5 protein-coding genes and 1 pseudogene are annotated in these 5,571 nt (G+C 73.2%); 4 read left to right on the forward strand and 2 right to left on the reverse strand.

Annotated features, from left to right (window positions below; translation table 11 throughout):
- A pseudogene (locus tag ABYE80_RS16120) lies at positions 1-254 on the forward strand (methylmalonyl Co-A mutase-associated GTPase MeaB); the annotation flags it as partial.
- Between the two features lie 10 nt (positions 255-264).
- Here ABYE80_RS16120 and ABYE80_RS16125 read toward each other — a convergent pair.
- Both ABYE80_RS16125 and ABYE80_RS16130 read right to left on the reverse strand, forming a co-directional pair.
- Positions 265-1,554: a hypothetical protein gene (locus ABYE80_RS16125; RefSeq protein ID WP_372791328.1), complete on the reverse strand. Its 1,290-nt coding sequence runs from the start codon at positions 1,552-1,554 to the stop codon at positions 265-267.
- A gap of 23 nt (positions 1,555-1,577) precedes the next feature.
- A complete protein-coding gene (locus ABYE80_RS16130) occupies positions 1,578-3,023 on the reverse strand; it encodes a leucyl aminopeptidase (protein ID WP_372791329.1) in 1,446 nt (481 codons plus the stop codon).
- Between the two features lie 95 nt (positions 3,024-3,118).
- On the opposite strand from ABYE80_RS16130, the gene ABYE80_RS16135 reads away from it, so the two are divergent.
- The 3 genes from ABYE80_RS16135 to ABYE80_RS16145 form a co-directional block, all read left to right on the forward strand.
- Positions 3,119-4,303, forward strand: coding sequence for an acetyl-CoA C-acetyltransferase (locus ABYE80_RS16135; RefSeq protein ID WP_372791330.1), 1,185 nt, complete (start codon positions 3,119-3,121; stop codon positions 4,301-4,303).
- The gene (locus ABYE80_RS16140; protein WP_372791331.1) at positions 4,303-5,091 is read left to right on the forward strand and encodes an HAD family hydrolase; all 789 of its coding nucleotides are present in this window, start codon (positions 4,303-4,305) and stop codon (positions 5,089-5,091) included. Before ABYE80_RS16135 ends, ABYE80_RS16140 begins: the two co-directional genes overlap by 1 nt.
- 37 nt (positions 5,092-5,128) lie before the next feature.
- On the forward strand, positions 5,129-5,571 hold a 443-nt coding region (locus tag ABYE80_RS16145), incomplete at its 3' end, for a MarR family winged helix-turn-helix transcriptional regulator (protein WP_372791332.1).

Genomic DNA, 5,571 nt, shown 5'->3' on the forward strand with positions numbered 1-5,571 from the left:
ACGAGCTGCTCGAGCAGCTCGACGCCCACCGCGCCTACATCGAGGAGGAGGGCACGCTCAGCGAGCGTCGCAAGCGCAACCTCCGCAACGAGGTGCTGGCGATCTGCACGGCACGCATGCGCCGCGCGCTCGAGGAGCGCCTGCTGGCCGACCCGGACTTCCAGGCGCTGCTCGACGAGGTCGTGGCGCGCCGCCTGGATCCGGCGAGCGCAGCGACGAAGGTGCTCGAGGAGATCGACGCGCCGGTCGTCTGAGGGCAAGCCCTCAGAAACGCGGCAGGACCCGCTCGGCGCCGCCCCACGGGACGGCGCCCTGCGGGGGAGCCGCACCAGTGCCCTCGTCGAGGCGCACACCGGCCAGGAACCAGGTCGACCCCGCGAGCGTCAGGACCGCCAGCACGGGGGCGGCGCGTCCCGCGTGACGCCAGCCCCACGCGGCGAGGGCGGCCGCGGGCGGCAGGATCACCGGCAGCGCCCCGGGCACCATCCAGGAGCCGTGCAGCGCGACGGGGCCGAGTGCCGCCACGAGCAGCCCGCCACCCACGACGAGCCCCAGCAGCGCCGCGGCGACCTCGGCGTCCACCCGGTCGGTGACGGCGATCGCGATCCGGGTGCGCCGGGACCGCGCCAGCAGCCAGAGCGCCCAGAGCGCCAGGACGAGGACCGGAGCCCAGCGCAGCGCCCCGACGTCCCGGTCGATGAGCACCGCGGCGAGCCGATCGACGCGTGACAGCACGTCGCCGACGCTGCTGATCCCGGTCGCCTTCGAGAGACCGCCCAGCCGCGCGGTATCGGGGACCGGACCTCCGAAGATCCGGTCGTTCAGCGCGACGTAGAAGACCCCGCTCGTCACGAGGATCTCGAGCGCGGTGAAGCTGGCGAGACCACGGTTGCGCCGGTAGAGCCATCGGGCGAGGGCGATCACGACGATGAGGGCGGGCACGGCGAGGCCGATCGCCAGCCATGGCGCGAGCGCGGCCAGCGCCGCACATGCCAGCACCGACGACATCCGGGGCTCGTCCCGCACGCGCAGGGCGAACACGACGGCCCCCGCGAGGAGCAGCGCCCCCGCGGTCGACGGGGCGATCGTGGTCGCCGCGGCGAGCGCGGGAGGGGAGAGCCCCACCGTGAGCGCGGCGAGCGTGGGCCAGGGGTCGGGAACGAGGCGGCGGCCCAGCGCCGCCGCGACCGCGAACGCGGCGGCGAACATGGCGGCGAGGAAGATCTCCACGCCGGTCGGGCCCGCGAGCGCGTACGCCGGGGCGATCAGCAGCGGCAGCCCGATGCCCTGCGGCTCGTGCAGCCGCCCGTTCGTGAGACGCGCCGTCGGCCGCAGGGTGCCCGGGTACCAGTCGGACCACCGGCGCAGCGCGTACTCGTCACGCAGGTCGAGATCCCCGTCGGAGACGATCGACTCCGCGGTGAGGAGTCGGTGCGCTTCGGCCTGCGTGTACCGCGACGCGTCGGGCCCCCCACCGGTGGGCAGGCCGAGCGCGGCGAGGTAGGCGACGAACAGCGTCGCGAACAGCGCCAGCCCCCGGCGCACCTCGGTCATCGGGGTCCGGCGTCGCGCAGGGGTCAGTCCTCGCCGGCGTGGGCGCGGGCGACCTCGACCAGCAGCCGGACCCCCATGCCGTTGCCGCCCTTGGCGCCGTAGCTCCTCCCGGTGTTCCAGGACGTCCCGGCGATGTCGATGTGGGCCCACGGCACGTCGCCGACGAAGCGCGCGAGGAACTCCGCCGCCGTGATCGAGCCGGCCTTGCGGTTCTCGACCGCGTTGGTGATGTCCGCGTACTGACCCTTGATCAGGTCCGCGTACTCCTGGTGCAGGGGGAGGCGCCAGACCGGCTCCCCGGCACGCTCTCCCGCGCCGGCCACCGCGGCGGCCCAGTCGTCGTCGTTGCTCATGACGCCGGCGTAGGTCGAGCCCAGGGCGGTCACGATCGCGCCGGTGAGCGTCGCGACGTCCACGAGGCGTTCGGCGCCCTCGTTCACCGCGTGCGTCAGGCAGTCGGCGAGGACGAGGCGGCCCTCGGCGTCCGTGTTGTTGATCTCGATCGTCGTGCCGTTCATCGCGGTGACGACGTCCCCGGGCTTCATCGAGCGTCCGGAGGGCATGTTCTCGGTCGCGCCGACGACGCCGATGACGTCGACGGGCAGCCGGAGCCGCGCGATGGCGCCCATCGCCTCGATGACGGCGGCCCCGCCCGACATGTCGAACTTCATCTCGTGCATCTTGCCCGCGGGCTTCAGCGAGATGCCGCCGGTGTCGAACGTCACGGCCTTGCCGACGAGCCCGAGCCGGGGACCGCTCGCGTCGGGGTCGGCGTAGCGCATGACGATGAGCTGCGGCTCCTCGTCGCTGCCCTGCGCGACGGCGCCGAACGCCCCCATGCCGCGGCTGATCAGCTCCTCCCGGCCCTCGACCTCGACGCTGAGGCCGGCGATCTCCTGCCCGAGGTCGCGGGCGTGCTGGGCGAGCAGCGTCGGCGTCATGTGGTTGGCCGGCGAGTTCTGGAGGTCGCGGGCGGCGTTGACCGCCCGGGCGACGACCGCGGCGCGGGCCACGGGCTGTCCCCGGTCGCCGTGGTCGCTCAGGATGAGGCGGCTGATGCCGGAGCCGCCCTCGTCCGAGGTCTTGAAGCTCGCGAACCGGTAGCTGGCCAGGACGGTCCCCTCGACGAGCCCCACCACGACGTCGTCGTCGACCTTGTGCGGGACCTCCCAGCACAGCGACGAGGTGCCGAGCTCACGGGCACGACCGAGCGCCTTGGCCGCCGCGACACGCGCGGTCTCGGGGTCCAGGGCGTCGCGTGCGCCGAGCCCGACCAGGATCCAGCGTGCTCCGGACCCGTGGGCGACGGCCAGGTGGTTGCGAGTGGCCTTGGCCTCCCCGCGATCGAGGAGGGCCGTGAGCGCGCCGTCCTCGATGTCGTGCGGGACGCCCTCGCCCTCGACGAGTCCGACGACGATGGTGTCTGCCCCGGTCTCGATCGGCGCGGTGGTGGTGGCGGAGATCTCCATCGCCCCAACCTACCCTGCCCGCGACCGCTCATTCGTCGTCCCGAGGTGAGGGCGTAGGGCAGCCGGGAAGTCCAGCGGGCTACCATCCGACCCCTATGCCCAAGACCGTCATCCTCGGCACCGCCCGCACGCCCATCGGCAAGATGGGCGGGGGCCTTTCCACCCTCGACGCGACCGATCTCGGCGCGACCGCGATCTCCGCAGCGCTCGAGCGCGCGGACGTCGCCCCCGACCAGGTCGATCACGTGGTGATGGGTCAGGTCCTCCAGGCCGGTCAGGGTCAGATCCCCTCGCGGCAGTCGCAGGTGAAGGCGGGGATCCCGAAGGAGGTCTCGTCCGAGACGATCAACAAGGTCTGCGCCTCCAGCGTCCGCGCCACGGTCATCCTCGACCAGGCGATCCGTGCCGGGGACGTCACGGTCGGCGTCGGTGGCGGCCAGGAGTCGATGTCCGGTGCTCCGTACCTGCTGCCCAACGCCCGCTTCGGATACCGGATGGGCGACGCCAAGGCGCTCGACGCGATGGTGCACGACGGCCTCACCAACCCGTTCAGCGGCAAGCAGATGTTCGTCGAGGCGACCGAGGTCGGCGACGAGATGGAGATCACCCGCCCCGACCTGGACCGCTGGGCGCTGCGCTCGCACGACCGCGCCCTCGCCGCGATCGACGAGGGACGCATGGCGGACGAGATCGTCGGCGTCACCGTGAAGAGCCGCAAGGGCGAGACGGTCGTCGAGGTCGACGAGGCGCCGCGCCGCGGTTCGACGCTCGAGTCCCTGGCGGCACTGCCCGGGCTCGTGGGCAAGGAGGGCTCGCACACCGCGGGCAACTCGCCCGGCGTCAACGACGGGGCCGGCGCCCTGGTCCTCGCGTCCGACGAGTGGGCGCAGGCCAACGGCAAGAAGGTCCTGGCGGAGATCGTCACGCACGCCCAGAGCGCCAACGACTTCCACGTGCTCGGCACCACGCCGGCGACCGCGGCGCTGAAGGCACTCGACAAGGCGGGCCTGCAGCCGTCGGACATCGACCTGTGGGAGATCAACGAGGCGTTCGCCTCGGTCACCCTCCACTCGATGCGGATGCTCAACATCGACGAGGATCGCGTGAACGTCAACGGCGGTGCCGTGGCCCTCGGTCACCCGATCGGCGCCTCGGGCGCGCGCATCATCGGCGCGCTCGTCCACGAGCTCGGCCGTCGCGGCGGCGGTCTGGGCTGCGCGGCGATCTGCTCCGGCGGCGGTCAGGGCGACGCGATCATCATCCGGGTGCCCGCCGCCTGATGACGGACCGCCGCCACGCCGACCTGCGTTCGGCGGCGTTCTTCGATCTCGACCGCACGTTGATGGCGGGGTCGTCCGGGTTCTTCTGGGCCCGGGCGGCCTTCGAGTCCGGCGTCATCTCGCGACGCCGTCTCGCCGTCGACGGATGGCAGAACGTCCGGTTCCGCCTCAGCGGGTCCACCGACGCGGGTACGGACGCGGTGCGGGCCCGGGTCTGCGCGATGATCGAGGGCCACGAGGAGAAGGAGTTCGCGCGGCTGGCCCCTCGGGTGCTGGCCGGCGTCCTTCCGCGGATCTACCCGCAGATGCTCGACGTCGCGTACGGGCACCAGGACGCGGGCCGCGACGTGTACATCGCGACGGCCGCGTCGCAGGGCCTCGCCGAGCTGCTGGCGCACGTGCTGGCGTTCGACGGCGGCCTCGGGTCGAAGTACGAGCTCGACGCGGACGGCGTGTACACGGGCCGCGAGGACGGGCCGTTCTGCTACCGCGAGGGCAAGGCTCAGCGTGTCCAGGAGCTCGCCATGGCGGAGGGGATCGACCTCTCCGCCTCCTACGCGTACAGCGACTCGGAGTCCGATCTGCCGCTGCTGCGTGCCGTCGGGCACCCGGTCGCGGTGAACCCCGACGTGCCGCTGGCCAAGGTCGCCGCGCAGGAGGGGTGGGAGGTCCTGCGGTTCGAGCAGCTCGGGCGCAAGCTCAAGGCCGGCGCCGCGGTCGGGGCGGCGGCGCTGGTGGGCACCGCCGGGGCCTCGGCGGCCCGGTCGGGTCGTCGCGGCGCCCGGTAGCGGTCCGCGGTCCGCGCCCTCACCTATCCTGCCCGGCGTGTCGCTGAGCATCGACCCCATCGCCGAGGCCCGCCGGCACTGGGCCGAGCGCTGGGGCGAGGACCCGGCGCGCTCGATGGCGGCGATCACCTCGATCGTGCGGGCGCAGCAGCTGCTGCTGTCGCGCTACGACGAGCTGCTGAAGCCCTTCGGGATCACCTTCGCCCGGTACGAGGCGCTCATGCTGCTGCTGTTCACCAGGGCGGGCGAGTTGCCGGTCGGCAAGATCGGCGAGCGCCTGCAGGTCCACCGCAGCTCGGTCACCAACGCGGTCGACAAGCTCGCGGCCGACGGGCTCGTCCAGCGGGTGCCGCACCCGACCGACGGACGAGCGAGCCTGATCCGGATCACCGACCGCGGGCGGGATGTCGCGCGCCGCGCCACCGAGGTCCTGAACGGCGAGGACTTCGCGGTGCGCGCCCTCTCGCTGCAGGACCGGGA

Source organism: Paraconexibacter sp., from assembly GCF_041602235.1.
In the GTDB taxonomy this organism is placed as follows: domain Bacteria; phylum Actinomycetota; class Thermoleophilia; order Solirubrobacterales; family Solirubrobacteraceae; genus Paraconexibacter.

Bases quoted from the DNA above. Each gene is read 5' to 3' on its own strand.
- ABYE80_RS16125 (WP_372791328.1), bottom strand. From the start codon at position 1,554: ATGACCGAGGTGCGCCGGGGGCTGGCGCTGTTCGCGACGCTGTTCGTC.
- ABYE80_RS16130 (WP_372791329.1), bottom strand. From the start codon at position 3,023: ATGGAGATCTCCGCCACCACCACCGCGCCGATCGAGACCGGGGCAGAC.
- ABYE80_RS16135 (WP_372791330.1), top strand. From the start codon at position 3,119: ATGCCCAAGACCGTCATCCTCGGCACCGCCCGCACGCCCATCGGCAAG.
- ABYE80_RS16140 (WP_372791331.1), top strand. From the start codon at position 4,303: ATGACGGACCGCCGCCACGCCGACCTGCGTTCGGCGGCGTTCTTCGAT.